General features: G+C 71.7%; 20 protein-coding genes and 1 pseudogene. 9 read left to right on the plus strand and 12 right to left on the minus strand.

Annotation, left to right across the window (positions count from 1 at the left end; translation table 11 throughout):
* The first annotated feature begins 60 nt into the window (after positions 1-60).
* The 4 genes from AB0K14_RS21420 to AB0K14_RS21435 all read left to right on the plus strand — a co-directional run bounded on the left by AB0K14_RS21420 (position 61) and on the right by AB0K14_RS21435 (position 4,409).
* Complete coding sequence (locus AB0K14_RS21420) at positions 61-495, plus strand: DUF6223 family protein (RefSeq protein WP_360462246.1); 435 nt, start codon at positions 61-63, stop codon at positions 493-495.
* 366 nt (positions 496-861) lie between these two features.
* Complete coding sequence (locus AB0K14_RS21425; RefSeq protein ID WP_360462243.1) at positions 862-1,275, plus strand: hypothetical protein; 414 nt, start codon at positions 862-864, stop codon at positions 1,273-1,275.
* A 256-nt stretch (positions 1,276-1,531) separates the two neighbouring features.
* Positions 1,532-1,711 carry a hypothetical protein gene (locus AB0K14_RS21430; protein WP_360462240.1) on the plus strand — a complete coding sequence of 60 codons (180 nt, stop codon included), beginning with the start codon at positions 1,532-1,534 and terminating at the stop codon, positions 1,709-1,711.
* Between the two features lie 196 nt (positions 1,712-1,907).
* Positions 1,908-4,409 (plus strand): CHAT domain-containing protein, encoded by a 2,502-nt coding sequence (locus tag AB0K14_RS21435; RefSeq protein ID WP_360462285.1) that lies wholly within the window; start codon positions 1,908-1,910, stop codon positions 4,407-4,409.
* A gap of 22 nt (positions 4,410-4,431) precedes the next feature.
* Here the strand turns inward: AB0K14_RS21435 and AB0K14_RS21440 are convergent, their stop codons facing one another.
* Positions 4,432-4,599 carry a MerR family DNA-binding transcriptional regulator gene (locus AB0K14_RS21440; protein ID WP_360462237.1) on the minus strand — a complete coding sequence of 56 codons (168 nt, stop codon included), beginning with the start codon at positions 4,597-4,599 and terminating at the stop codon, positions 4,432-4,434.
* Positions 4,600-4,658: 59 nt separating this feature from the next.
* On the opposite strand from AB0K14_RS21440, the gene AB0K14_RS21445 reads away from it, so the two are divergent.
* The 3 genes from AB0K14_RS21445 to AB0K14_RS21455 all read left to right on the plus strand — a co-directional run bounded on the left by AB0K14_RS21445 (position 4,659) and on the right by AB0K14_RS21455 (position 5,895).
* Positions 4,659-5,039, plus strand: coding sequence for a hypothetical protein (locus tag AB0K14_RS21445; RefSeq protein WP_360462234.1), 381 nt, complete (start codon positions 4,659-4,661; stop codon positions 5,037-5,039).
* Positions 5,040-5,162: 123 nt separating this feature from the next.
* Positions 5,163-5,582 (plus strand): STAS domain-containing protein, encoded by a 420-nt coding sequence (locus tag AB0K14_RS21450; protein ID WP_360462232.1) that lies wholly within the window; start codon positions 5,163-5,165, stop codon positions 5,580-5,582.
* An 82-nt stretch (positions 5,583-5,664) separates the two neighbouring features.
* Positions 5,665-5,895, plus strand: coding sequence for a hypothetical protein (locus AB0K14_RS21455; protein WP_360462229.1), 231 nt, complete (start codon positions 5,665-5,667; stop codon positions 5,893-5,895).
* Between the two features lie 23 nt (positions 5,896-5,918).
* Here the strand turns inward: AB0K14_RS21455 and AB0K14_RS21460 are convergent, their stop codons facing one another.
* Together AB0K14_RS21460 and lexA are read right to left on the minus strand one after the other, a co-directional pair.
* Positions 5,919-6,344 (minus strand): DUF6292 family protein, encoded by a 426-nt coding sequence (locus tag AB0K14_RS21460; RefSeq protein WP_360462226.1) that lies wholly within the window; start codon positions 6,342-6,344, stop codon positions 5,919-5,921.
* Between the two features lie 161 nt (positions 6,345-6,505).
* Positions 6,506-7,168 (minus strand): transcriptional repressor LexA, encoded by a 663-nt coding sequence (lexA, locus tag AB0K14_RS21465; RefSeq protein ID WP_360462223.1) that lies wholly within the window; start codon positions 7,166-7,168, stop codon positions 6,506-6,508.
* Between the two features lie 88 nt (positions 7,169-7,256).
* On the opposite strand from lexA, the gene AB0K14_RS21470 reads away from it, so the two are divergent.
* Positions 7,257-7,928 carry an enoyl-CoA hydratase-related protein gene (locus AB0K14_RS21470; protein WP_360462220.1) on the plus strand — a complete coding sequence of 224 codons (672 nt, stop codon included), beginning with the start codon at positions 7,257-7,259 and terminating at the stop codon, positions 7,926-7,928.
* A gap of 123 nt (positions 7,929-8,051) precedes the next feature.
* Here AB0K14_RS21470 and AB0K14_RS21475 read toward each other — a convergent pair whose 3' ends face one another.
* The 9 genes and pseudogenes from AB0K14_RS21475 to AB0K14_RS21515 form a co-directional block, all read right to left on the minus strand.
* A complete protein-coding gene (locus AB0K14_RS21475; RefSeq protein WP_360462282.1) occupies positions 8,052-9,050 on the minus strand; it encodes a putative PEP-binding protein in 999 nt (332 codons plus the stop codon).
* 6 nt (positions 9,051-9,056) lie between these two features.
* Positions 9,057-9,275: pseudogene (locus AB0K14_RS21480) on the minus strand (PEP-utilizing enzyme); the annotation flags it as partial.
* Between the two features lie 334 nt (positions 9,276-9,609).
* Positions 9,610-11,478, minus strand: a complete 1,869-nt coding sequence (locus tag AB0K14_RS21485) for an FAD/NAD(P)-binding protein (RefSeq protein WP_360462217.1) — start codon at positions 11,476-11,478, stop codon at positions 9,610-9,612.
* A gap of 810 nt (positions 11,479-12,288) precedes the next feature.
* A complete protein-coding gene (locus AB0K14_RS21490; protein ID WP_360462214.1) occupies positions 12,289-13,293 on the minus strand; it encodes a carotenoid oxygenase family protein in 1,005 nt (334 codons plus the stop codon).
* Positions 13,294-13,621: 328 nt separating this feature from the next.
* Positions 13,622-15,160 (minus strand): acyl-CoA carboxylase subunit beta, encoded by a 1,539-nt coding sequence (locus tag AB0K14_RS21495; protein WP_360462279.1) that lies wholly within the window; start codon positions 15,158-15,160, stop codon positions 13,622-13,624.
* A gap of 65 nt (positions 15,161-15,225) precedes the next feature.
* Positions 15,226-16,248 (minus strand): SDR family NAD(P)-dependent oxidoreductase, encoded by a 1,023-nt coding sequence (locus tag AB0K14_RS21500; RefSeq protein ID WP_360462211.1) that lies wholly within the window; start codon positions 16,246-16,248, stop codon positions 15,226-15,228.
* A 34-nt stretch (positions 16,249-16,282) separates the two neighbouring features.
* Positions 16,283-16,789, minus strand: a complete 507-nt coding sequence (locus tag AB0K14_RS21505; protein WP_360462208.1) for a flavin reductase family protein — start codon at positions 16,787-16,789, stop codon at positions 16,283-16,285.
* Positions 16,786-17,244: an acyl-CoA thioesterase gene (locus AB0K14_RS21510; protein ID WP_360462205.1), complete on the minus strand. Its 459-nt coding sequence runs from the start codon at positions 17,242-17,244 to the stop codon at positions 16,786-16,788. The genes AB0K14_RS21505 and AB0K14_RS21510 overlap by 4 nt, the downstream gene beginning before the upstream one ends.
* 1 nt (position 17,245) lies before the next feature.
* Complete coding sequence (locus AB0K14_RS21515) at positions 17,246-23,044, minus strand: type I polyketide synthase (protein WP_360462202.1); 5,799 nt, start codon at positions 23,042-23,044, stop codon at positions 17,246-17,248.
* A 460-nt stretch (positions 23,045-23,504) separates the two neighbouring features.
* Between AB0K14_RS21515 and AB0K14_RS21520 the strand changes: the two genes are divergently transcribed.
* A complete protein-coding gene (locus tag AB0K14_RS21520) occupies positions 23,505-24,488 on the plus strand; it encodes a hypothetical protein (RefSeq protein WP_360462199.1) in 984 nt (327 codons plus the stop codon).
* The last annotated feature ends 16 nt before the right edge of the window (positions 24,489-24,504 follow it).

The following is a 24,504-nucleotide window of genomic DNA, read 5'->3' on the forward strand; positions in this document are numbered from 1 at the left end:
AGGCGGGTCCGGCGGACATGATCGGCGGCATCGGAGTCGCAGAAGCCACAGGGAGCACTCATGTCCGTCCGCACGTCCGTCCGTCACCTGTCCGCAGCCGCCGCCGCCCTGCTCGGGGTCGTCACGCTGGCCGCACCGGCGGCCGCCCAAGTCCTGGCCCAGCCCAGCGCCGACCCCTACGCCATGACGGCCGGGCGCACCTGGTCGCTGGTCGGCGCGGTGCTGGGGCTGGTGGGCGTGGCCGTCGGGGTGTCGGCGTTGGTCCGCGCCACCCGTCGGACCGGCGCGGGCCGCGGGAGCGCCACCGCGTCGCTGGCAGCGGGGCTGGTCGGCGCGGTCATCGGCGTGCTGGTGGTGGCCGCCGCCGAAGGTGGTCCCGGCACCGGCTACGGGATCGTCGGCGGGTACGTCGCCCTGGTGATCGGGCTGGTCGCCGCCGTCCTCGGCGGCCTGGCCCTGGCCCGCTCCCGCCGCAGCACCGCACCGACGCGCTGAGCGGCGAGGTCGCACCGGACCGTCGGCAGGGCGCGGATCCGGGCCGCGGTGCGGTGCGGGGAAGCCAGTGCGCATCGAGACCTGATCTCAACCCGGGGCAACATCTCCACCACCGCTCTTTCGGACTACAACCACCGATGTCCTTTCCGGACCGTATTTCAAGATCGCTTCGCGGCCTTCCGCGGTAAGCAGCGGTATTCCACGCGCGCGGTATTCCGGGACGCGAATACCGACCTCTCGGCATCACCGTCCACACGGGGTGCGGCAACGCCGTGATCGGACCGGGATCGTCGTCCGACATCACGGCGGGGTAACGGTTGACGGGCCCGCGCACGGGGTCGCGGGGGCCCATGTTTGCTGTGCGCCATGAACACGAAGGTCGCGTCCGTGCTGCTGGCCCTGGGGTTGACCGCGTCCCTGGTCGCGTGCGCCGACAACGAGGACAAGTTCGTCGAGGAGTTGCGGGCCGCCGGCTTCGGCAACGTCGGCGAGCCGCGCAGCGAGTCGGAGAAGAAGTCGAAGAAGGTCGGCAAGCGGACGGTCAAGTCGTCGCAGAAGGTCATCGAGGTGACGGTGCGGGTCAAGGGCTGCGACCTGGAGTTCGAGAAGGTCTCCGGCCAGTCCGGCTACTGGCTGGACGAGCTGCACGTCGGCGGCCGCGAGGTGGACTGGCCCGGCTACCCGGAGAACCTCAAGCAGCAGGACGTGGTGAGCGCGTTCGCGGGCGGCCAGCCCAAGCCGGACGGCTTCAAGGACTGCTACCGGCCGGACGAGGCCTGATCCTCCCGGAGGTGAGGATGCCTCGCCACTCGAACGGGTGATCGTCGGCCGCGTTCACGCACAGTGGGAGCGCACCGCCTACCGGATGTGTGGAATTCACTCCGCATCGTTAGGCCGTTGTGCCACTATTGCCCTGTTCGAGCGGTACGAGGGGTCCGCCGAACTGACTCAGCGCAGTCGGTTGAGTCGTCAGTACGGCCGAGACAGATCCCAGGGGAGGGAGATCATTTTGTCTACGCCCACGGAAACCGAGTTCTTGGAAGACGAAGTCCCGCAGGACGGCGCGCAGGACAGCACCGCGACGTCGGTCGGGTCGGAGGTCGAGCAAGTCGAGCACGGCCACCACCAGCACGACCACGAGCACGAGGACGGCGAGCTGTCCACGGAGTGCATCGGCGGTGGCTGCATCACGAAGCAGCCGACGCCCACGTCCTGACCTGTCAACCGTGATCGCGCCCGCCGGACAGGCTCCTGTTCGGCGGGCGCTGCGCAGTTGCGTTCTGTGATGTCATAGGTGGGTGCCCGTGACCGCTGCCCGCAACGAAGCCGTTGTCATCCGTGAAGCACGAGAGCTGCACCGCCGCGGGGTGGACGCGTCGTGCGCCGGGCGGCACGGCGATGCGATGCGACTGATGCGGCGCGCGCAGAGCCGGACGGACTCGGTCGATCCCGTCGATCCGGACATCCGGGCGGAGTGGCTCGTCACGCGGATCCGGTTGTCGTCCTCGCTGGCGGCGCTGGCGGCCGAGACCTCCGGCCCCGCCGCGGGACTGGACGGGCTGGCCGAGGTGCGGCGGCTGATCGAGGACGTGGCCGATCCGCTCGTGAAGGAAGAACTGCGCGGAGGCGTCGAGCACAACCGCGGCCTGCTGTTGCTGAACGCGGGGCTGATCGAGGACGCCATCTCCGTCCTCGACTCCGCGCTCGACCACTGGGAGCGCCGGATCGCGGCCGGCGAGGTGACGCCGTCACTGGTCGAGTCGATGGTGAAGACGCTGTGGAGCAGGGGTACGGCGCACACCCGGCTGGGGTCGATCGGCCAGGCGCGCCAAGCCCTGGGCCTGGCCGTCGCGCTGGCGACCGAGCACGGCCTGCCGGCCAGGGCGGCCGACGCCGAGTTCGCGCTGGGCGTGCTGGAACTGCGGATCGGCACCGTCCCCGCGGCCCTCCGGCGTTACGAGAACTGCGAGCGCTCCTACCGCGACCACGACCTCGACGTGCCGGTCGAGCTCGGCGTGGACCGGGCGCAGGCGCTGATGGCCGCCGGGCTGGCGGACGAGGCGGGCAACCAGCTCGACAGCGTGCTCGACGTGCTGCGCGCCGAGCACGGCACCGCGCGGTACATGGGCAACGTGGAGCTGTACCGCGCCGTGGCCGCCTACATGACCGACGACCTCGACCTGGCGCGCACCATGGCGACGTCCGCCCGGCAGCGGATGCGCCGCTGGGGCTGCACGACGTGCGTGGCGAACGCGACGCTCATCGGCCTGCGCGTGGACACCCGGCTCGCGCTGCGGTCCGGCCGCGTCTCGCGGTCGCTGCCGCGGCGGGCCTTGCGGTTCGCCGACGGGCTGCCCGTGCCCCGGCTCGCCGAGCAGGCGGCGCTGGCGCGGATGCTGGCGGTGCGGCTGGAGATCCGGCGCGGTGACCTCGACGCCGCCGCGGCCATCCTGGACCGGGTGCCGCGACCCGGGAAGCTCACGCCGATCGACTACCGGATGCTGCGCCGCCTGTGCCGGGCCGAGCTCGCCGTCGCCCACGGCCGGCGCGCGGTCGCGCTCGCAGAGATCAGGGCCGGTCTGACCGACCTGGAGCACGTGCGCGACCGGATGGCCGGGCTGGAGCTGCTGTCCGGGACCGCGCTGCACGGCCGGGAGCTGACCGAGCTCGCGGTCCGCCTGGTGCTCGACGGCGGCCACGCCCGCCGGTTGTTCTCCTGGCTGGAGCGCACGCGGGCGCAGACCTACCGCTACGAGCCGGTGACCCACGTCGACAACCCCGAGCTGGCCGAGCGGATCGCCGAGGTGCGCAGCCTCACCCAGTCGATCCACCAGGCCGAGCACGACGGCCACTCGACCGCCGTGCTGCGCAACCGCCGCGCCGAACGCCTGCGCGAGGCCAACCGGCTGGGCTGGCACACCGGTCGGTGGGGCAGCCCGCGCCCGGTCGCCCGGCTGACCGACGTGATGGCACGGCTGGGCGACCGGGCCCTGGTCAGCTTCGCGTCGTCCAAGGACTGCCTGGTCGCGGTGGTCGTGGTGGACTCCGAAGTTCGGCTGGCCCGGCTCGGGTCGGCCGGGCAGGCGGCGGAGAGCGCCCGGATGCTCAACGCCGACCTCAACGCCCTCGCGCCGGACCACCTGCCGGAGCCGTTGGTGCGGGTGATGTCGGCCTCGGCCCGCAAGCAGGCGGACCGGCTCGACGCGCAGCTGATCCAGCCGCTGGCGGAGCTGGTCGGCGAGCGCGAGCTGGTCGTCGTGCCGACCGGGGCGCTGTACGCGGTCCCGTGGGGCGTGCTGCCGACGCTGCACGGCCGGCCGACCGTCGTCGCGCCGTCGGCCACCGCGTGGCTGGTCGCCGATCGGGCCGAGACCGCGTCGACGGGGCGGACCGTGCTGGTCCGCGGTCCCGGGCTGCCCGCCGCGGTCGGTGAGATCGACAAGCTGGGCGCGCACTACACGACCGCCGCGCTGATGTCGGGCGGGCAGGCCACCGTCGCCACGGTGCTGGAGGCGCTGGACGGCGCGGAGATCGCGCACCTGGCCGCGCACGGCGTCCACGAGCCGGAGAACGCCCTGTTCTCCCGGCTGGAACTGCGGGACGGGCCGCTCTACGCGCACGAGATGGCAGGCCTGGCCCACCCTCCCCGGCAGGTGGTGCTGGCCGCGTGCGAACTCGCCCTGAACCGGATCCGACCCGGTGACGAGCCGTTGGGCTTCGCCAGCGCCCTGCTCGCCAGCGGCTCGCAGATGGTCGTCGCCCCGCTGAGCCGGGTGGGCGACCAGGCGTGCGCCGCCGCGATGGACGACTACCACCGCAGCCTGGCCGCCGGCGCCCGACCGTCCGTGGCGCTCGCGGACGCCATCGCCGTCGACCCGCTGCGGCGCCCGTTCGTCTGCCTCGGCAGCGGGTAGGCCACCCGCGCGGCCCTCGGGTTCACCGACCCGGACCGGGCCCGGTGGGCCGCACCGGGATCTCCAGCACGGTGGCGGTGCCACCGTCGGCGTCCACCGCGGCCGGCCGCAGCAGCCCGATCCGGTCGTAGTGGCGCAGGGTCCGGTCGGAGACCCCGGCCATCCGCGCCAACTGCCCGATGCGCCACACGCGGCACTCCCCTCGGGGGTTGACCTTCCCCCTGCGTCAGGTTCCTACGGTCGCGTGCCGTGAACACCACTCACCAGACGGCGACGGCCCGGCTCACGGGTGTGCTGATGACGACCGCGTTGACGGCCATGCTCGCCGGTGCGGCCGTCGTCGTGCCATCGGCGTTGACCCTGAATCCCGCCGACCCGGCCGCCGTGCTCTGGGTGCCGGTGTGGGGTGGTGCACCCATGTCGGCCGGGGTGCGGCGGGTCGGGGTGCTCGCCGCGCTGTCGGGCCTGGTGGCCGTGGTGCTGCCGTGGACGACCGGCGCCGACGGCCTGTCCGCGGCGGCCGGGCGACTCGGCTGCGCGTTCCACCTGCCGATCATGACCTGGTGCGGCGCCCAGGCGTGGCGGGACCTGCGGCCGCGACCGGCCGGTGCGGTCGACGGCGGCAGGTAGCCGGCGATGGGCGACCGGGTCTTCGTCACAGCCGACACCGTCACGTTGGCGGTGTCGGGCGGCCGCCGAACGGGTAAGGGTGGAGGACGGTGTCCGGGGTCGAAGTCGGTGCGAGGGAGCGACGTGCACGGGGATGTCGATCAGCCGTCGGTGACGGTCGAGGACGTCGGGAACGACGGCGTGGTGGTCGCCGCCGTGCACGGTGACCTCGACGTCGACACCTTCCGCCAGGTGCGTGAAGCGCTGTTCACCTGCCTCAACGGGCGGGCCTCCGCCCTGGTGGTCGACCTGGGCGACGTGGGGTTCTTCGGGTCGATGGGCATCGCGGTGCTGGTGGAGGCACGGCAGCGCGCCGACGTGGTGGGCGCCGGGTTCTCGGTGGTCGCGGGCCGGCGCACGGTGGCGCGGCCGATCCGCCTGACCGACACGGGGGACCTGCTCCGGTTGCGCCGCACCCGGGAGGAGGCGTTGACCGTCGTGCGCGGCGGGTCCGGGCACGACGAGGGCCCGGGGGACGCCGAGTTCTCCTGGTGGTCCTCCTGAGCCCGGACCTCGGACCGGCCGGCTGACGCCCTCCGCCGCCGCTCCGGCTCCACTACGCTCGAAGGGGTCGGAGGGAGAGGCCGTGACGGACGAGGAGCTCGTGGTCGAGTTCGCCCTGACCCGCTTGGACAACCCCGGCCTCGACCTGGAGGAGATCGCGGCCCTCGTGGTCCGGCGGGTGGGCCCCGACCGGATGCTCCACTTCGCCGCCCGCAACCTCGCCGCCCGGGGTGAACTGCGGGGCGCGGCGTTCCCGTCCGCCGTCGAGCACGTGCTGCGGGTGGTGTTGACCCTGCGCGGACCCGCCGACTGACCGCGCGTCGCCCGGGGAGTCGTCTAGGGCACCGTGGCCGGCACGTCGTCGGCGGCGTACTGCACCAGCAGGCGGGCCAGGCCGTCGTCCGCCGGCATCGCGGGCGGCTTGGGGTGGTCGGGCCGGCGGCCGGCGACCAGGTCCGAGACGAACACCGTGACCGCCTCCGGCGGCGGCAGCACCGGAGGGCCCAGGTAGGTCAGCGCGACCAGGTCCGCTCCCCGGCCGACCTCGATCCCCGCGCACCACCCGGTGTGCTCGTCCCAGACGAGCGCCAGGTCGTCGTCCGGGTGCCGCGGCAGTCGCTGGTCCAGGGCGATGTAGGCGGTGGCGTCCGGTGCGCACTCGTACCAGCACGACTCCAGGTCGACACCCAGCCTCCGGGCGATCAGGCGCAGGTACTGCCGCAGGCCCCGGTCCTCCGGGCCGTCCGCCTCGATCCCGACCATGCCGACCTCCACCCGCGCGACCAGCGCGAACGCCCTCGATCCAGGCCGAGGGCTCCGTCTCGATTGGCATAGTCTGCATCCACTCGACGACCGAGGGCATTAGACCGATCGGATGAGAGAAGGTGACGCCGCGTGTCCGCCGATTGCCGCAGCGCGAGGTGTCAGACGCTGCGGAGCACCGACACGACCGCGCCGAGCACGACGGCCCGGTCCCCGTCGATGACGTCGTAGTCCGGGTTGCGCGGTTCCAGGAAGACGTGCCCGTTCCTGCGCCGGTACACCTTGACGGTGGCCTCGCCGTCGATCATCGCGGCGACGATCTGACCCGAGTGCGCCTCCTGCTGCTGCCGCACCACGACGATGTCGCCGTCGCAGATCGCGGCGTCGACCATCGAGTCGCCGCGCACCCGCAGGCCGAAGACGGTGCCGCGCCCGGTGAGCCCGCGGGGCAGGGTGAGGACGTCGTCCACGTGCTCCTCGGCCGCGATGGGCGTGCCCGCGGCGATGTGACCGACCACGGGCACGGGCACCGAGTCGTCGGCGGACCCACGCGCGGACGGCTCGTGCAGGAACAGGCGCACGTCGATCGGTCGCGACATGGTGGTGCCGCGCCGCAGGAAACCCTTCTCCTCCAAGGCCGCCAGGTGCTTGGACACCGAGGACGACGACCGCAGGCCGACCGCGTCGCCGATCTCCCGCGTGCTCGGCGAGTACCCGTGCCGGACCACCCAGTCGCGGATCGCCGCCAGGATCCGCTGCTGGCGGGGCGGCAGGGTGGAGGTGTCCAGGTGCTCGAACGCGTCAAGATCGTCGTAGGCGGTCACCTGCGGGATGATAGAGCGGGGTGACGTCCGCCGCGCCGGCGACTAAGTTACCGACTGGTAGCACCGTCTCGACCCGGAGGAACCCGCCATGCCGACGCTCGACCGCCAGGACGAAGTCTTCACCCTCGACCTCGGGGACACCGAGAACCGGTTCCACCCCGACTGGATCGCCTCGGTCGGTGCCGCGCTGGACGAGGTGGAGCGGGCGGAGGGCGCCCGTGCCCTGGTCACCACGGCCACCGGCAAGTTCTTCTCCAACGGCCTCGACCTGGACTGGCTGATGGCCAACGGCGACCGGTACCACGAGTACGTGGTGTCCGTGCACGACCTCTTCGCGCGGGTGCTGTCGCTGCCGCTGATCACCGTGGCCGCCCTGCAGGGTCACACCTTCGCCGCCGGCGCCATGTTGTCCCTGGCGCACGACTTCCGCGTGATGCGCGCCGACCGCGGTTTCTGGTGCCTGCCCGAGGCCGACATCAACATCCCGTTCACGCCGGGCATGTCCGCGTTGATCCAGGCCCGCCTCGCGCCGCGGGTCGCGCACGAGGCCATGACGACCGCCCGCCGCTACGGCGGCGAGGACGCCCTGGCCGCCGGCATCGTCGACCACGCGGTCGAGGAGCACGCCGTGCGGCCGGCCGCCGTCGGGATCGCCGTCGCGCAGGCGGGCAAGGCGGGCCCCACGCTGGGCACCATCAAGTCCCGCATGTACTCGTCGGCGCTGGGGGCGTTGCGGGACAAGGACAACCCGCTCGGCTGATCCCGCACCAGGGGGTGGCCTCCGACCTGGGGGTCTACATCGGAGGCCACCCCGGGCGCAGCACCGGACCGTCCGCCGTGGCCGCGGCGCGGTCGTGCTGCGGAGGGCGACCGGGGCGACCCGTCACCGTGGTTCGCGCGCCTCCCGGGCCAGTTGCTCCAGTTCGGCGGTGCACATCATGAACCGGTCCGCGGGCAGGTCCTTGAAGTAGAAGGCCACATCCGCCCCCAGGGCGAACACGTGGACGGGAACGCCCGCCCTCCGGCCCGCCTCGACGGATTGGCGCAGCCCGGACATGACGGCCGGGTGCCGCGTCTGGTAGGACGAGGCGACCCGGTGGTTACCCCGGTCCGCGGCGAGGTAGAACTGCGTCAAGTCCTTGGTGCGCATGAAGATCTCGCTCGCGCCGGCCGCGCAGAACTCGGCCGCGGAGTGGACCGCGGCGGGTGTCTCGACGAAGACCGACAGGGGCACGTCGTCGGGCAGGTCGAGCCGGACCCGCAGGCGCAGGAACTCGTCCTGGTCGTTGATGAACGGCACCGCGAAGCTCAGCCGGTCCACGTCCGGGCCGAGCCGTTCCCGCACGTAGGCGCGCAACGCCCGGAAGGCGTGCGGGTAGTTGGGTTCGTGCAGCAGCCACCGCGCGCCGTGCAGGCCGAGTTCCGGGTTGGTCTCGTGGTCGACGTCGACCACGCTGGTGATCTGGGCGGCGTCGTCGGACCGCAGGTCGAGCAGCCTCATCACCAGGCGTTGGCCCGGGAGGAGCTCCTTGACGATCGCGCACAGCTCCGCGCCGATGGCCGCGCCGTAGCGCTCTGCCTCGGCGATGCCCGCGCGGAGCGCGTCGAGCGGGCTCAACCCCGACGACAGGCAGACGAACTCCTCGCGGATGAAGAACGAGGTCACCTGGTCGACTCGGGGCGTGATCGCGTTGGTGGTCTGGATGTCGGTCGCGTCGGCGATGACCACGCACACCGAGCGGAGGTCGTCCGGGGTGATGGTCGGGAACTCCGCGGCTTGCCCGACGGGTTCGGTGTCACCGAGCGTGACCGATTCGCGATCGGTCCGGACGGTCACGTGACCGACCAGCCCGACCAGTTCGTCGTGGGGCACCCGGAGCACCGGGATTCCCCGTGAGCGGCACAGGGATTCCATGTGACCGGTTCGGCCGCCGCCGGAACACACCACGGCGGCGGACCGGACGATGGTGTCGTAGAGCTCGGGGCCGAGCGTGTCGACCACGAGGACGGAACCGGGCAGGGGCCGACCGGTGTGATTGACGATGCCGCGAACGCTCGTCGTCGGCGATCCCACGAGCAAGACCCCTGGAATTTCGCGCGGGCTCACGGCATCCTCCTACCGAATGCGGTCGGCGTGCGGACAGGGCCAGCGAGTCGGCCAAGCTGCCGACCTTGGGGGCCGACGTCGGTTTGCGCGACGTCGGCCCCGGGTTTGCGTCGAACACGTCGGGCCATGACACGAGCTTCGCCGTGATGCGACCCGCAACGCATCTTCTCGAGTGCGAGGTCCTGGTCCATTCGAGCGAAATCCGATCCGGACGCCGGTCACCACCCGGTGTTCGAACAGGTCAGCGCGGTCTCGTGCTGGGCAACGGCGGAGTAGTCGCACACCTCCGGAAGTGGGTAGAAATGGTGGTGAAGGGCTGAGCGCCGACCTGGGCTCACCCGACTGGCTCGACCGATCCCTCAAGTCCGAGCACGAAACGGAGCTCCCGGGGCGTGACGGAGAGGTCGGTCAACTTGGTGGTGGCCGCCGCGCTCACGGCGAACCGCACCTCGCGATCGGTGACGGGAGTGCCGTTGCGCGCGGCGATGTCCCGAATTCGCTGGATATTCCTTTCGAGGAGGACAGCCGACGTTTGGCGATCGGCACGACTTCGGGTGGCCATCCGGCGTACGTCGAGCATGACCGAATGCGAGAAGGTTTCGCTCAATTCGGGGTCCGCCGTGTCGGCCACCCTCTCGACGAGCTCGGGGTTCCGCTCGTCGTAGCACGATTCGAGCCGGTGCAGCGTGGTGGCCGCGACCTCGACGGAGTGGTTCTTGATCGCGGCGAGGTTGAAGGTGAACGCGCCGGTCCGGCCGTTGCGCACGATCTCGTCGCCCTCGCGCGGGCTGCCGACGACCGAGACGGCGCCGGACGGCGAGCCGTCGGGTCCCAGGAGCCTGCCGCAGGTGTCCACCTCGACACCGCGCCCGGTGCGCCGGTGCGCGACGGCAACCCCGCTGCGCAGCAGGTTCGCCCAGAGCGTCGAGTCGGCGCGCTCGTAGTTCGACTCCCGGCCGAAGTTCGAGACGACGAGGTCCGCCTCGATGGTGTGCGTCGCATCCGGACCCGCCACGGACAGGACGAGCCTGCCCGACCCGGTCGCGCCGATGTGCCGCACCCGCCCGGTGGTGAGCACGACCTGCCCGCCCTCGACCATCGCCGCCTCGACCACGTCGGTGGTGTAGGCCATGGCGCTCACCCGCAGCACCGCCAGGAGGCTGCCGTAGCTGTCGAGCAGCGCGCGGAGTTCGTCGGTGGGAATGCGTTCGAGGATCGCCGGGAGGTACGGCTCCCAGGACTTCGCGACCCGTTCCGTCACCACGTCCGGCGCTACTTCGGGATGCTCACGGGTGACGACGGCGCACGCGCGATCCCATTCCGCGCGGAACCGGCGGACGAATTCCTCCCGGCCTTCGTAGGTGTCACCGAGGAGTTGTGGCGCCGGTAGTTCGAGTACGTGGTGCCGGTGGTCCGGCGGATAGGTGCGGGGCGTCAGCCCGGAACCCGAAATCATGTGGATCGAGCCTTCGTGGCCGCGGCGCAGCAGGAGCGTCGCCGAGTCGTACGCGCTGAGCAACGTGCCGATGATGGCCACGACGCCGTTCTTCGGAATTTCGAGGAGCCGCTCGATGCCGCTCTTCGAATACGGGCTCCGCACGAACGCCGGGTGTTCGAGCACCTCGGCCGCGAAAGCCGGGTACTTCGTTTCCAAACCGGTGGCGAGGACCACGTGGTCGGCGTCGATGACGCCTCTTCCGGTTTTCTCCCCACCGGGCGACATGACGAGGTTCTCGACCACGACGCGCGCATAGTCGTCGAAGACCTCCACGTCGACCGCTTCCCCGTCGGCCTCGACCAGCGTCACGCCCTCCGCCGCTTCCCGCACGGCCTCGGCCAGGCGGCTGGCCAGGTAGTCGGGGTAGATCCGGCGCGGCGCGGGACCGGATTCGGTGAACGTGAAGTCGCGCCAGTCCGCCGGCCAGTCCGACCGGTCCGCCTCGTGGTTGGCCCAGCTCACGAAGTCGTCGACATCTTCGCGGAATGCCGACATGCGGCCCGCCTGGATGTTGAACACGTGGTACCAGTGATTGCTGTCGCGCTGGTACGCCACCCCGGAATTCCGGTATTCCGGACGACGTTCGAGCAACACCACCTGTAACGGCTCGCGGGCGAACCGGAGAAAACGGATGGCAGTCGCGGTACCGGCCAAACCCGCTCCCACGACGACAACCCTGCGGAACCGGTCGAAGTTTTTCACCATGCCACCTCTGTCCCCTCTGGCGCTACCCGCCGAAGTCGGCGCGACCCGGCCGAAGCCGTGCCGCGCCGCACCGCGCATTGGGTTGATCGACCAGCAGAATACCGGCGATCATGTGAGGTGAACGGTCCGCGCGGTGCGCGTGACCTAATCGTGCTTCGGATTTCATGTGCGCCACCGGCGGGGCCGGTCGCCGGATCCTGCGAGGTCACCGCGCCGCGGCGGGACCGGCGGCGGACGGGGAGTTGATCGTGGCGGATAGTGCGTGCATTCCCGAAGGTATTCGCCCACGAGCGCTTGACAATTCCGCGTGAGGTTGCAAGACGCCGGGGCGCGGTCCCGTAACCGCAATAATGCGGACAGGTTGCCCCGGCGGGTCGTGAGGATCCTTTGACCGCGACGCGGAGGCGGCCAAGGCCTGCTCGGCGTCGGGGAACTCAGCGATGACACGAGGACCGCTCGGCCGCGCAACTACGGCGAGGGGTATGGGTGAACGCGATGTCGATGACCGCCAGGACCCGATCGGTGCCCGCGGCGGTGAACCGGCCGCGGAAGTCGAGGTCGGCGCGCTCGACGTAGGCGCCGACGAGATCGTTCCTGGAGGCGAACAGGGCGGTACAGGGTGGTTGGCGCGACCGGGTCGAACCCGGTGGGCCCGCATCCCCCGCGTCAGAACGGGTCTCCGGCCACTCGCAGCACGCGGGACCGGACCTCAGCGGCGGTTCGTCGCACGGTTGCCGCCGCCGTCGCCCGCCGGGGATTCGCCGTCAGGTCACCCGGTGACGGCGCGCCCGCCGAACCGCGGGCGCGGGGTCAGGCCGCGGTGCGGCCGGTGAGCCAGGTGGCGCACTGCGACGCGCGCACCGCGAACGGCAGCCGCACCACCGCGACCGGCGGACCGGCCAGGTCGGCCGCGTCCAGCACCAGCACCTCGTCACCCGCGACGACGACGACCCAGCCGTCGCCCTCCTCCGTGCCGCGCGGCACGAACACCGGCTGGCCGGGCGTGACGCCCAGTTCGCGACGCCACGTGCAGCCCAGGGCCACGTCGTGGCGGACGATCGCGGTGCCCGACGTGCCGAAGACGAAGCGGTGCCTGCGGCCCGTCCTGCGCTGGTCGACGCCGCCGACGTCCATCGGGGGCAGGTCGATCCGGCGCACGACGCCGGTGGCGAGGTCGAGCGTGTGGCGGCGCAGCACGCCGGGCGCCCACACCGCGTCCACGACCACCCGGCCGAGGTCCTCGTAGGCGTTGACCAAGGACAGCACCTGACCCTCGCCGACCTCGAACCAGCACGGCCGGCCGTGGGCGAGCAGACCGATGCGGGCGGGGCCGGTGGCGGGGCCGGAGTACGGGTCGCGCACGCCGACGAGGTCGGCCGCGCGGCTGTAGTAGGGCGCCGAGTCGAAGACGACGACGAAGCGTTCCGTGACGCCGATCGCGCGCATCCGCGGCGCACCGTCCAGCGGGAACGGCTCGGCGCGCAGCACGTCGCCGTCCGGGCCGAGGGTGACGTGCTCGGCGTAGCCGAGCTCCGGGTGCGACATGGCCGTGTGCCACTCCGCGCCGTCGTAGACCGGGCGGGCAATCGTGGCGCCGGAGGGCCGGTCGGCCGGCGCGAGACCGGTGGGCCGCGGGCCGCGGTACCACCGCGCGCCGTCGGGGCCCAGGTGGACTCCGGAGACACCGTACTTGCCGGACCAGACGATGGCACCGTCCAGCTCGGCGGGCAGCGCACCTCGCACCACCAGCGCTTCAGCGGCTTCCCGCACCGACGTGACCACGGCCACCACCCCGTCCCAGAGATTCCATAACACTGTCTTGCTTCTATTTATAGCGGCGTTATGGAACGTCGTCAAGTCGAACGGCCCCTCGTGGGGAGGTATACCCACCTGGCGTATTGCCCACACCGAGCGGCGGCCCGCAGGACCCCGCGTCCGACCTGCCTGTCACCCGTTCGCGCAACGCCCTGACCTGCGTTTTCCGGGTTTCAGCGCAGGGAGGTGCCAGGCGTGACGACCCCGGCCTCGGCGACCTCGGAGCACGCGGCGGTGTGGGGCATCCCCGTGCCCGACCGGACCCGGACAGCACGACGGCACCCCACCGGTTGGTGGGGTGCCGTCGTCAGGTACCTCGTCGCAGCGGTTACAGCGGCACGTTGCCGTGCTTGCGCGCCGGGGTCGGGCGGCGCTTGTTGCGCAGCATCTCCAGTCCCCGCGCCACCGCGGACCGGGTGTGCGACGGGTCGATCACGTCGTCCACCAGGCCGCGCTCGGCCGCGTAGTAGGGGTGCACCAGTTGCTCGGAGTACTCCGCGATCAACTCCGCCCGCAGCGCGTCCGGGTCGGCCGAGGCCGCCAGCTCCTTGCGGAAGATGACGTTCACCGCTCCCTCCGCGCCCATCACGGCGATCTCGTTGGTCGGCCAGGCCAGCGCCAGGTCCGTCCCGATCGACCGCGAGTCCATCACGATGTACGCCCCGCCGTAGGCCTTGCGCACGATCACCTGGATGCGCGGCACGGACGCCTCGCAGTAGGCGTAGAGCAGCTTCGCGCCGTGCCGGATGACGCCCGAGTGCTCCTGCGCCGTACCGGGCAGGAAGCCCGGCACGTCGACCAGCGACACGAGGGGGATGCCGAACGCGTCGCAGAACCGCACGAACCGCGCGGCCTTCTGGGACGCCTCGATGTCCAGCACACCGGCGGACACCAGCGGCTGGTTGCCGACCATGCCCACGACCGCGCCGTCGATCCGGCCGAGCGCCACGACCACGTTGCGCGCCCAGCCCTCGTGGACTTCGAGGAACTCCCCGTCGTCCACCAGTTCCTCGATCAGCGTGCGCATGTCGTAGGGCTTGTTCGGCTCGACGGGCACGATCGAGGCGAACTCCGGCCGCACGTCGTCCACCGCGCCGACCGGCTCGTGGGCGGGCGGCGGCTCCAGGTTGTTCGACGGCAGCATCGACACCAGGTACCGGACGTCCTCCAGGCACGACTCCTCGTCGTCGTGCACGAACGACGCCACGCCGGACAGCTCGCCGTGCACCGACGCGCCGCCCAGCTCGTCGTGGCTGACCTTCTCCCCCGACACGGCCTGCACCACGTCGGGACCGGTCAGGTACATCTGCGCGGTACCCCGGACCATGAACGTGAAGTCGGCCAACGCCGGCGAGTACGCGGCACCGCCCGCGGACGGTCCGAGCACCACGGCGATCTGCGGGATGACACCGGACGCCGCGACCTGGCGGCGGAAGATGCCGCCGTAGCCGTCCAGCGCCATCACGCCTTCCTGGATGCGCGCGCCGCCGCTGTCGTTCAGGGCGATGATGGGCGAGCCGGTGTCGACGGCCATGTCCATCACCTTGTGGATCTTCGCCGCGTGCGCCTGGCCGAGCGAACCGCCGAAGATGGTGAAGTCCTGCGCGTAGACGAACACGCGCCGGCCGTCGATCGTGCCCGAGCCCGCCACCACGCCGTCGGTGTGGGGGCGGTGCTCGGACACCTTCAGCCCGTGCGCCTGGTGTCGCCGGTACAGCTCCACCTCGGTGAACGAGCCCTTGTCGAGCAACATGTCCAGGCGTTCACGCGCGGTGCGCTTGCCCAGCGCGCGCTGTCGGCGCACCGACTCGGCGTTGGACACGGCCCGGTCGCGCAGGTCGTCGTTGCGCTCCCGGAGCAGTTCCATGGTGCGGATCGGCAACTCGGGCCGGAAGTCCGAGTGGCCGTTGACGTGTTCGATCCCTGAAGTGGTCATCGGCGTCCTGCCTGGCGTTCGGTCAAGGCTCCGGTGTCGGCCAGCCACCGCACGGTGTCGGCGACCGTGTCGGTGAACGGACGGGGCTTCAGGTCGAGCGTGCTCGCGGCCGGGTCGACCCGGACCGCCGCGCCGACCGTGGCGATCGCCCCGTACTCGGCGGGGATGTGCCACGGCCAGACCGGCTGCACCAGGTCGACGAACCGCCCGACGGGCGTCATCATCGCCGGGGGCAGGAAGACCGCGGGCAACGTCCGCCCGGTGGCCTCCCTGATCCCGTCCAGGTATTCCCGCATGCTCAGGTAACGCCCCGGCCCGAAGTGCCTGCCAACGGAATGAGGCCCGGTCACGTCCGGGGACAGCAGCGCCAGGTGCAGCGCCGCCGTGTCCCGGACATCGCCGATCTGCAGCCCACCGGCGGGCCACATCGGCATGATCCCGCGCAAGGTATTGCGCAGCCGCTCGGTCTGGTCCCCGAGCTTCGGGTCGTGCGGCCCGAGGAGGGCCGGTGGGTAGCTGACGACCACCGGCGCCCCCTCGTCCTGGTGCCGCCGTGCGATGGCTTCCGACGCGGCCTTGGTCGCCGCGTACGGCTCACGGGTCGTGCCGACGGGCGACTGCTCGCGGATCACCCGCGCACCGGGGCTGAACAGCGCCGCGATGCTCGACACGTGGACGATGCGCCCCGCCCCGGCACGGCGGGCGGCGCCGAGCACCACCTCCGTGCCGTGGGCGTTGGTGCGCACCATCTCGGCCCGCCTGCGCCGGTCGAACGAGTACACCGACGCCGCGTGGACCACGGCGTCCGCGCCGCGCACCGCCGCGGCGACCGACCGCTCGTCGGTCACGTCACCGACCACGACGTCCAACGCGTCGGGTGGCACCTCCAACGGTCGCGTGGCGGTTTCCACCGCGTCCGCGTCCCGGACCAGCAGTCGGACCCGGTGGCCGGCGCGCACGAGCTCCGCCACCGTGTGCGAGCCGACGAGACCGGTGCCCCCGGTGACGGTCACCAGCATGTGCACTCCTTCCCGATGCGAGCGGACTCGGACGTCAGACCCGGTGGAAAGCGCTGCTGTAGAACAACAGCGCCTCCGAGCCCGCGCCCCGGCTGCAGCTGAGGACCTGGCCCACGAAGATCGTGTGGTCCCCGCCGTCGTAGAACTGCACCAGCTCGCACTCGAGCCACGCCAGTGAACCGTTCAGCAGCGGCGCGCCGGTGTGCGGCCCCTCCATCCAGTCCACCGCGTCGAACTGCTCCTGCCCGAGCGGCCGGCGCTTGTCGGCGAAGTACTTCGCGGTGTCCCGCTGGTCGGCGCCCATGATCGACACGCCGAACCGCTTGGTGTTGCTGATCGCCTCGTGCATCACCGCGGAGTGGGAGATGCAGCACAGCACCAGCGGCGGGTCGAGCGACACCGAGGTGAACGAGTTCGCCGTCATGCCGTGCGCGTGCTGTCCACCGACCGTCAACACCGTGACCCCGGTCGCGAACAGGGACATGGCGTCCCGCAGCGAGGTCTCCTCCATCGTGGGTGCCGCCTCGTACATGTCCGTCATCCCCCCAGCCCGGCGCGGGCCAGCACCGGGGCCTCGGCGTAGGGCGCGAGCGCCTTGCGCAGGTCTTCCGGCACCCTGGAGGGGACCGTGTTCGTGTTCGGGCCGCGCATGCACGCGATCCGCTGCCTGCCCTTGGCGACCAGGACCTCCTGGCCGTCGGTGACCTTGACGTAGTCGAAGCTGAACTGGATCTGCGTCTGGGTCAGCTCCTCCAGCCGCATCCGCACCGACAGCTCGTCGAACAGCGTGATCTCGGAGAAGAACTCGCACTCCACCTTGAGGGTGAACAGCTTGAGGTCGTCCTGCAGGTCCGCCAGGACGCTCGGCGCGTTCTCCTTGAGGAACATCTCGCGGCACCGCCCCTGCCAGCGCAGGTAGTTCACGTAGTACACGTTGCCGACGAGGTTCGTCTCCTCGAAGCCGACGATGTGGCGGATCTCGTAGTAGTTCGACACGTCAGTCCTCCTTGCCGACGAGCACCGCGAACACCACGGGCTCGGGCCGGTCGACGATGGTGGTCACCCAGGTGGCGACCTTGGCGTCGCCGGTCGACAGCACGGCCCAGCCGTCCGGGTGGACCCGGTCGACCGTCAGCGCCTGCGTGGTGGAACCGGTCTTGCGCAAGCACTCCAGCGCACTCCACACCCGCGTCCCCGAGATGGCCGCGGTCTCGCCGGCCTCGGTGGTGAGCAGGTCCCGCACGGCGATCAGGTCCTCGCCGAGCAGGCCGACCCAGTCCTCTTCGGACCGGGCCTCGGCGGCCTCGACGTCGACACCGATGGCGCCGCCCTGGGCCGCCACCGCGAAGGTGACACCCGAGCTGTGCGAGGCGGACACCTCGACGCCGTCGACCTCCGGCTTGCCGTCCGGCCGGTAGTGCACCTCGACGGGGCGGTTCAGCGCCCGGCCGAGTGCGAGCGCGGTCTGCGCGCGGCGCTCCGGGGTGGCGTCGGTCGGGTCGGGCTCGACCACCACCGCGCGGCTGCCACCCAGGACGCGCTCCAGCGAGCGCTCCAGGTACGAGCCGAGCATGGTCGGCGTCCACGGACCCGCGCCGTCGCGCTTGCGCACGGCCCGCAGGACCAGACCCTCCCACCGCTCGACCAGCCGCCCGTCCGGGTCCCGGACGTCGATGTCGTAGGTGTAGCTGTCGCCGTCCTGCGAACGCTCACGGGCGTCCAGCACGACGTACTGCGCGAGCTGGTCGACCTGGGCGGACAGGTAGAGCCGTTCCACGCTCTGCGGCAGCAGCGTGGCGTCGGGGACGCAGCACTGGATGGCGTGCATCATCACGTCCCGCGTGCCCGGGTCGGCCAGCATCCGGTCCTGCGGCAGGAACGGGGCGAACCAGGAGGCCACGGACGTCGTGGCGACCTCGGCCACCGCGTGCCGGGCGCTCGCCCGCCGGTAGCCCTGCAACCGCTGGAACCGCTTGCCCTGGAACAGCACGCTGCCGTACAGCTCGGTGACCGGGTCGACCGGCACCAGCGGCAGCACGGGGGCGCCGTCGACCGCCTCGCCGGGGATCTCCGGCCGCGGGAACCGCAGTCGGGCCCGGAAGTGGTCGGCGGAGTACCCGGTGTCCTCGGCCCGGATCGCCACGTCCACGGTCTCGGCGTCACGGGCGAGTGCCGCGATCCGCACCGTCAACGAGCCACCCGGCCGCACCACCACCGGCCGCAGGAACTCCACGTCCTCCAGCAGCGGCGGCGCGTCCTGCCCGGTGAGGGCGGCGGCCACCTGGGTCATGGCCTCCATGCCGATGACGGCCGGGAACAGCAGGTCGCCTTCGAGCAGGTGGTCGCCCAGGTACGGGTCGGTGCCGTCGGCCAGGTCGGCCTCGGTCACCAGCTCGACCGACGGGTAGTGGACCAGCACGCGGTCCACGAACCGGGCCAGCGGCAGTTCGGTGCGCGCCATCTCCAACGTCGGCAGACCGGCTGCGCGACCGGAGACCACGAGCACGGGGCCCACGGTCGGGTCGGCCAGCACCTCGCGGAGCACCGAGATGCCCGCGTCGGTGGAGATCGGCGTGATGCCGTCGCGCATCAGCGCCTCGACCACGCCGAGCCGCTCGCCCATGCCCGCACCGGACCAGACCGACCACTCCAGGGCGAGGACCCTGGCCTGCGGGTGCTTCACGCCGAAGTCGACGGTCAGCTCGGACATCCAGTCGTTGGCGGTGGAGTAGTGCGCCTCGCCGCGCAGACCCGCCCGGCCGATGATGCTGCCGAACGTGACCAGGAGCTTGATCCGCTCCGGGTCGACCGCGTCGAGCACCGCGTTGAGGCCCTTGATCTTCGGCGCCAACGTGCTGTGGAAGTCCTCTTCGGACAGTCCGGTCAGGCCCTTGGGCTCGTTGCGGCCCGCGCCGTGCAGCACGGCGGTCACCTCGCCCAGCTCGGCGCGGAACCGCTCCACGGCGGCCGCGATCTGCTCGGGGGAGGTCACGTCGGCTCGCACGTAGCGGTGCTCGATGCCCGCCGCCGTCATCCGGGCCAGGTTGGCCGCGAGCTCCGCGTCGGCGGCCGGGTCGGCCCGGCCGAGCAGCGCCAGGGACGCGCCCGAGTCGGTGGCCATCGCGATGGCGCACTCGGCCGTGATGCCCTTGCCGCCGCCGGTGACCAGCAGCACGTCGTCGGAACCGAGCGGGGACGCCTCCGGGGAGCCCGGCTCGACCTGACCCGACACCGCCCGCAGCACCGGCACGGTGCGCACGCCGTCGGCGTCGTACCGCGCCTGGGAGAAGTCGGTCGTGGCCGCGACCTCCGCGGCGACCCGCCGCACGGCGTCGGTGTCCGAGCCGGTCAGCCCGGGGTCGAGGTCGACCAGGGTCACCGGGATGTGCGGCGCCTCCAGGTGCAGCGTGCGGGCCAGGCCCGACGCGCCCAGCTTGTGCTGCACGACCGCGAGCCTGCGGCCGGACGCCAGCACGTCGCGCGCGGCCTCCAGGAACAGGCCCACGTGCGCGTCACCGCCCTCCGGCGGCAGCAGCAGGAGCACGCCGTCGCCGGGCAGGCCCGCCTTCAGCGGCTCGGCCAGCGGGTGACCGGCCGGTGCGTAGACCGTCCACTCCCCCACCGGGCCCGGCTTCGCCGTCACCAGCTCGCGCTCGACGTGCTCGACCAGGAACGGCCGCACCCACGGCGCGACACCCGGCACCTCGCCGTTGTCGCGTTCGTCGGCGTGCGCCGTGTCGGCCAGGTTGTCGATCAGCTCCGCCAGCTCGCCCATCCGCACGGTGGCGAAGTTGGTCGTGCCCTCCAGGGCCGGGCGACCCAGGGTGCGGGTGACCTCGTTGACCAGCTGGCCGACCGTGATGGAGCTCAGGTGCAGGTCGTCCAGCGGGTGCGTCTCCGCGGTGATGGCCTCCAGCGGCAGTTCCACGCGCTGCGCGGCCAGGCGGCGCAGCAGTGCCAGCGTGGACTCGCCGTCGGAACCCGTCGCGTCCGCCGACGACGTGGCCGCGGCGGGAACGGCCGCGCCGCTCGACGGGTTCTGCTCGATCGAGCGCAGACCGGTGTCGAGGGCGGGAGCCGTCTCGCAGGGGCTCGACAGGAACGTCATCGTGCCGTCCAGCGGCAGGTCGCGGGCGACCCGCTCGCTGAACAGGGCGTCCGTGCGGATCGACGCGCCCAGCACGTGGGCGGCGGCGACGACGGTCAGCAGCGAGCTGAGCGACGCGCTGTCGGTGTCCACCGAGAGCACGGCCTTGTCGGGCGCGATCTCCTGCATCAGGCCGGTGAGGACGCGGCCGGGGCCGACCTCGACGACCAGGTCGGTGACGGCGGCGGCCTTGGCGGCGGCCTCGTGGAACCGGACCGGGAGGGTGATCTGGTCGCGCAGCAGGTCACGCAGGTCGGTGCCCGCCTCCAGCACGTCGCCGGTGACGGTGGAGTGCACCGGGCGGATCAGTCGGCCGAAGTCGAAGTCGACCAGCCGCTCCGCCATGGCCGCGCCGGCCGGGGACACCAGCGGCGAGTGGAACGCGTGGGACACGTTGATGCGGGTGGCGTGCACGCCCGCGGCCCGTGCCGCCGTGCACACCCGGTCCACGGCCTCGGCCGGGCCGGACAGCACGGTCTGCTTGGGGCCGTTGTAGCCCGCGATCACGACGTCCTCGCCGGCGGCCAGCTCCTTCGCCCGCTCGGGGTCGGTCGCCAGACCGGCCATCGCGCCGCCGCCCTGGCTGGCGCTCGCCATGACGCGACCGCGCTCGGCGGCCAGCGACAGCACCCGGTTGGCGCTCAGCGCGCCGCCCCAGTGCACCGCGGTCAGCTCGCCGAGGCTGTGCCCGACGGCCGTGTGCGCCTCGACGCCCAGTTCGCGCAGCACCTTCAGCGCGGCGAGCGAACCCGCGACGATGCGCGGCTGCGCGACCTCGGTGGCCACCTGGTCGCCGTCGGTGGGCAGCGCGGCGCTGCGGAAGACGTCCTCCGCGACCGGGAAGCGGCGGCGGATGGCGCCGACCGCGCCGCGGCCGGAACCCTGGCCGGGGAACAGGAACGCCAGGCGCGGCTCGGAGGGCCGGTCGTCCAGGAACACGCCGTCGTTGGCGTCGAACGCGTTCTTGCCCTCGTCCACGGCCGTGATCAGCTTAGCGACCTTGCGCTCGGCCTCCTCGGGCGTGCGGGCCACGACCGCGCCGCGCAACGAGGCGCCGGTGAGCCGTGCGGCCAGGGCCGAGGCCAGGTCGCCCAGCTCGGCGAACGCCAGCTTCGGCAGCAGCGCGGCCACCTCGACCAGCCGCGCCTTCAGCGTCGCGCGATCCGTCGCGTCGAACAGCAGCACCTCGGCGTCCTGGCGGCCCGCGACGATGGCCTTGGTGCGGGCGTCGAGCTCCGCGCGCCGGGCGGCGTCGAGCGGCGCCGCCAGCGCGATGTGCGTGTTGATGCCACCGAAGCCCATCGCCGACACACCGGCGCGGACCGGGCGGTCCTCCGGCCACAGCTCGGCCTCCGACGGCACGTACATCACCGCGTCGTCGGCGGTCAGCTTCGGGTGCGGGTCGTAGTGCCCCGTGCCCGGCGGGATGACCTGGTGGTGCACGGCGAGGGTCGCCTTGATCAGTCCGGCGACCCCGGCCGCGGCCTTGGTGTGCCCGAAGTTGCCCTTGATGGTGCTCAGCGCGGCGGGACGGGCGTTCGGGTCGGCGGAGCGGCGGGCCGAGGACAACGCCTCGATCTCCGTCTCGTCACCCAGCGCCGTGCCGGTGCCGTGGCCCTCGAAGTAGGAGACCGACTCCAGGCCGTAGCCCGCACGGCCGTAAGCGCGGTACAGGGCCAGGCGGTGGCCTTCGGCCTCGGGACGGGTGATGCCGCCCTTGCCGTCCGACGAGATGCCCCAGCCCGTGATCGTCGCGTAGATGCGCTTGCCCTGGGCCAGTGCGTCGTCCTCGCGCATCAGCACGAGGGAACCCGCGCCCTCGCCCGGCCAGAAGCCGTTCGAGTCCTTGTCGTAGACCTTCATCACGCGCTTGGCCAGCGCGCCGGTCTTGGCGAAGCCGATGACCTCGAACGGGTCGATCGACAGGTCGACGCCACCCGCGATGGCGACGTCCAGGTCGTGCTCGGCGAGCGAGTTGGCGGCCGTGGCGACCGACAGCAGCGACGAGGAGCACGCGCCGTCGACGGTGAAGCCGCCCCCGTGCAGGTCGTAGTAGTTGCAGATCCGGCCGGCGATGGTGTTGGCGAGTCCGCCCGCCAGGGTGTCCTCGTTGGTCTCCGGGAACGGTGCCTTGTACTGCACTTCGAGGTCGCGCAGGAAGCCCGCGGTCTCGTCCTCGGGCCAGCCCTTCGCGGTCAGCGCGGCGGCGACCGTGCGCCGCACGTACGGCCAGCGCAGCCGCATGACGTTCGCGCGGGAGAACTCACCGGTGAGGCTGTTGCCCAGCACCACGCCGGTCGTCCGCCGCGGCAGGCCCTCGCCTTCGGGGAAACCCGCGTCGGCCAGCGCCTGGGTGGTCACGTCGAGCGCCAGCCAGTGCGTCATGTCGGTCGCGCGGAACGTGCTGCCCGCCACGCGGTAGCGAACCCGGTCGAACTCGAAGTCGCGCAGCACCGCGGCCTTCGTGGTGTAGAAGCGGTCCGGGGCTTCGGGGTCGGGGGAGTAGTAGTCCTCGTGGTTCATCCGCTCGTCGGGCAGCCTGCGGAAGGCCCGACGACCGGCCAGGACGTTTTCCCACAGTTCCCCGGTGGAACCGGCATCGGGGTAGCGCAGGCCGATGCCGACGATTGCGATCCGCTCACTGCTCATGCTTTCACCGTCTTTGAGGACATCGGGAATTCCGGATGGTCTGGAAATGCCGCCGTGCACCATTGCGGCAACACACGCGACACTTCGAAAAATGTGCGCAACGTAAGACTGCACGACCGCCCGACGACCTTGCTTCTCCGAGTTTGCCCACCTGACCTGCACTTTTTCCATAACACCGTGATTCGAATTCCCGGCACGTCGCGCGAGTACCCGGCGAACCAACGCGACGTCACGACCCGGCGACCCCGGCAGACCGCAGACCTGCGGACACGGACGCCGCCAACCGGCGTCCGGCGGCCCTCAAACCACCTCCGGCGACATGAGGCCCGTTCGGCCTAGCAACTCCGCACATTCGAAGAAGGAAGATGCCGAGCATCCTGGGATGCTTTACCGGCCCTACGAGAACGCGCCCGGAAGAGGCTTGACAACGCCGACCCGCATGACTCCCGAGGGGGATCACATGACGAGCGCCAGAACCAACGAGAGTCGCGAAGAGAAGTCCAGGAGGGCGGCGGTCGGCACGTCGCTCTTCGTCACGGGTGAGTTCCCGCGCAGGCGCGGGCTCATCGTCGCGCTGAGCTCGATCGCCGGCTTCCTGCTGACCGTGGTGTGGTCGGCGCACTTCGTCGACTCGGTGATCGGCGACAGCGTGGCCAACACGCTGCTGGGCCACAACGCCAAGGAGACCCCGATCCAGGGCATCGCGGCGGGCATCGCCTTCGCGTTCGCCACCGGTGTCGCGGGCACGTTCACCGCGTGCAACATCGCCGCGTTCGGCGCCGTCGCGCCGATGCTCGGCTCCGCCGGGTCGCGCTGGGCGAAGCTGCTCAACGCGCTCAAGCCGATCGGGTGGCTGTCGGTGGGCATGATCCCGGTGTCCGCGCTGTACGGCGTGCTGGTCGGGATCATCGGCACGCGCATGCCCCAGTTCTCCACCGCGGCGAACGCGCCGGGCACGCTGAGCAGCCGCAGCATCCAGTCGCTGATCGTGTTCGGCGTCATCGGGCTGGTGATGTTCTACATGGGGCTCGCCGCGCTCGGCCTGGTGCGGGACCCGTTCCGCAAGATCTCCCAGCGCTTCCCGAACGCCCCGATGGTGTTCATGGGCGTGCTGATCGGCGGGTTCCTGATCGGTCGCCCGTTCGGGCTATTCCGGCAGATGTTCCGTGACGCTGCGGAGAGCCACAATCCCCTGTACGGGGCTGCCGCGTTCACCCTTCAGTCGGTAGGCAACATCATCATCATGGCCCTACTGTTCCTCGCGTTGGCGTACTTCACCGGCGGCCGTTTGCAGCGGTGGCTCGCCGCCAAGCCGGCGAGGGCGGCGACCCTCACGGCCGTGGCGCTGATCGTCGCGGGCGTCTTCACGTTCATGTACTGGGACATCAGGCTCCTGGCCCGGCGGGAGATCATCCCGTGGTACCCGACGGCGCCCTGGTCCTGATCACTTCGACAGCGGT

Origin of the sequence: Actinosynnema sp. NPDC050801, from assembly GCF_040673975.1 — a bacterium.
In the GTDB taxonomy this organism is placed as follows: Bacteria; Actinomycetota; Actinomycetes; order Mycobacteriales; family Pseudonocardiaceae; genus Actinosynnema.

Bases quoted from the DNA above. Each gene is read 5' to 3' on its own strand.
- AB0K14_RS21420 (WP_360462246.1), top strand. From the start codon at position 61: ATGTCCGTCCGCACGTCCGTCCGTCACCTGTCCGCAGCCGCCGCCGCC.
- AB0K14_RS21425 (WP_360462243.1), top strand. From the start codon at position 862: ATGAACACGAAGGTCGCGTCCGTGCTGCTGGCCCTGGGGTTGACCGCG.
- AB0K14_RS21435 (WP_360462285.1), top strand. From the start codon at position 1,908: ATGCGGCGCGCGCAGAGCCGGACGGACTCGGTCGATCCCGTCGATCCG.
- AB0K14_RS21460 (WP_360462226.1), bottom strand. From the start codon at position 6,344: ATGGTCGGGATCGAGGCGGACGGCCCGGAGGACCGGGGCCTGCGGCAG.
- AB0K14_RS21470 (WP_360462220.1), top strand. From the start codon at position 7,257: ATGCCGACGCTCGACCGCCAGGACGAAGTCTTCACCCTCGACCTCGGG.
- AB0K14_RS21485 (WP_360462217.1), bottom strand. From the start codon at position 11,478: ATGGTGAAAAACTTCGACCGGTTCCGCAGGGTTGTCGTCGTGGGAGCG.
- AB0K14_RS21495 (WP_360462279.1), bottom strand. From the start codon at position 15,160: ATGGAACTGCTCCGGGAGCGCAACGACGACCTGCGCGACCGGGCCGTG.
- AB0K14_RS21500 (WP_360462211.1), bottom strand. From the start codon at position 16,248: ATGCTGGTGACCGTCACCGGGGGCACCGGTCTCGTCGGCTCGCACACG.
- AB0K14_RS21505 (WP_360462208.1), bottom strand. From the start codon at position 16,789: ATGACGGACATGTACGAGGCGGCACCCACGATGGAGGAGACCTCGCTG.
- AB0K14_RS21515 (WP_360462202.1), bottom strand. From the start codon at position 23,044: ATGAGCAGTGAGCGGATCGCAATCGTCGGCATCGGCCTGCGCTACCCC.
- AB0K14_RS21520 (WP_360462199.1), top strand. From the start codon at position 23,505: ATGACGAGCGCCAGAACCAACGAGAGTCGCGAAGAGAAGTCCAGGAGG.